This window comes from Aldersonia kunmingensis, assembly GCF_001646865.1.
GTDB classification, from domain to species: Bacteria; Actinomycetota; Actinomycetes; order Mycobacteriales; family Mycobacteriaceae; genus Aldersonia; species Aldersonia kunmingensis.
Genome location: NZ_LRRB01000244.1, coordinates 1 through 1357, shown reverse-complemented (window position 1 = coordinate 1357; position 1357 = coordinate 1). Strand labels below are relative to the sequence as shown.

General features: G+C 66.9%; 1 protein-coding gene and 1 pseudogene. One reads left to right on the top strand and one right to left on the bottom strand.

Annotated elements, in window-relative coordinates:
* Positions 1-505: 505 nt before the first annotated feature.
* Positions 506-1060, bottom strand: coding sequence for a GNAT family N-acetyltransferase (locus tag A8G08_RS19105; RefSeq protein WP_068277712.1), 555 nt, complete (start codon positions 1058-1060; stop codon positions 506-508).
* 131 nt (positions 1061-1191) lie between these two features.
* Between A8G08_RS19105 and A8G08_RS28070 the strand changes: the two are divergent.
* Positions 1192-1357: pseudogene (locus A8G08_RS28070) on the top strand (formate dehydrogenase accessory sulfurtransferase FdhD); the annotation flags it as partial.

Sequence of the window (1357 nt, the reverse complement as noted above, 5' to 3'; positions counted from 1 at the left end):
GGCAGCACCATCGAGAACGGCGGCTTGTCGGCGCTGGCGTCGGCACCGAAATATCCGGCGCTCACCCAGCCCTCGTACATGGGCGCCTCTACCTCACCGGGGTTCCAGTTTTTGGGAAGGGCATCCGCACGGTTACGGGACTCGTCAGGTGCTGGGCTGCTCACTCGGTGAATTCTAATTGGCGCCAGCCGACGCTCTGCACGGTGTCACGAGGCGCGCACAATGCGGTGCCCGAGCGGCGCGATGGCTTCGTTCGGGCCGCCTGGTCCGGGAGAGACGAAGGGCGGGATGTTCGATGGATGAGGGACACCGAACACCCCACCCTTCGCGACCACCATAGCCCGCATACCGGCACATTTCTCCCCTCGGACACGGCCCGATTTCAATCCTTAACCTGCTGCGATTGATGGTTCCGGTGTTGCCCGTGGTTCACAGTCGGGGTATGCCGGATGAGAGGTTGCCGACCCCGTCGGACCTGCATTCAACACAGGGCGCGAGCGAGCGATCAGCGCGGATCGCGCCACATCGTCCACAACGTCGGCCCGCCGCCGGGAATCGTGATCTCCTCCCGCACGACGAACCCGAATCGCTCGTAGTACGGCACGTTGCTTTCCTTGCTGGACTCGAGATAGGCCGGGCTGTGCTCGGCGTCGCACTTGTCCAGGCGCGAGTCCATCAGCGCCCGGCCGTGGCCTGCGCCGCGCGCCGAGGGGTCGGTACCGAGGACGGCGAGATACCAATGCGGTTCCTCGGGATGGCGCTTGCGCATGGTGTCGGCGACCGCGCCGCCTGCCTGCATACGGGAGCCGAAGGCGCGGAACAGGCCAGGCAGCATCATCAGCTCGCGAATGCGGCCCTGTCGCCACCGGCCGGGCGGGTCCCACATCGCGGCGCCGACGATGCGGTCGCCGTCCCGAGCCACCTCTATGCCGCCCTCCTCGGGCAGGTGCTGATGGCGGGCAAGGGTGCGAAACACGCGCGGCAGCCGAGCGGCGCGGCTCGCTGGGTCCGGCAGCATGTAGGCCATCACCGGGTCGTCATCGAAGGCACGAGCAAGCATTCGCGATAGCTCGGGGAGATCTGCGCGCTGTCCGGGGCAAATGTCCGATTCCACACCGACGACCCTAGCTGCGCACCACGTCAGCTGTGGGGAGAAGATGGACACATGCGGCGAAACCAGGTGCAGGGCTGATGGGACGCGTGACTACGCGCAGACCGGTTATGCGCAGGACGGCGACCGGGCTCGTGCGGCGACCGGACACGCTCGCCGTGGAGGAACCGCTGCAGATCCTGGTCGACGGCAGCCCGCTCACCATCACCATGCGCACTCCGGGGAACGACATCGACCTCGTGCTCG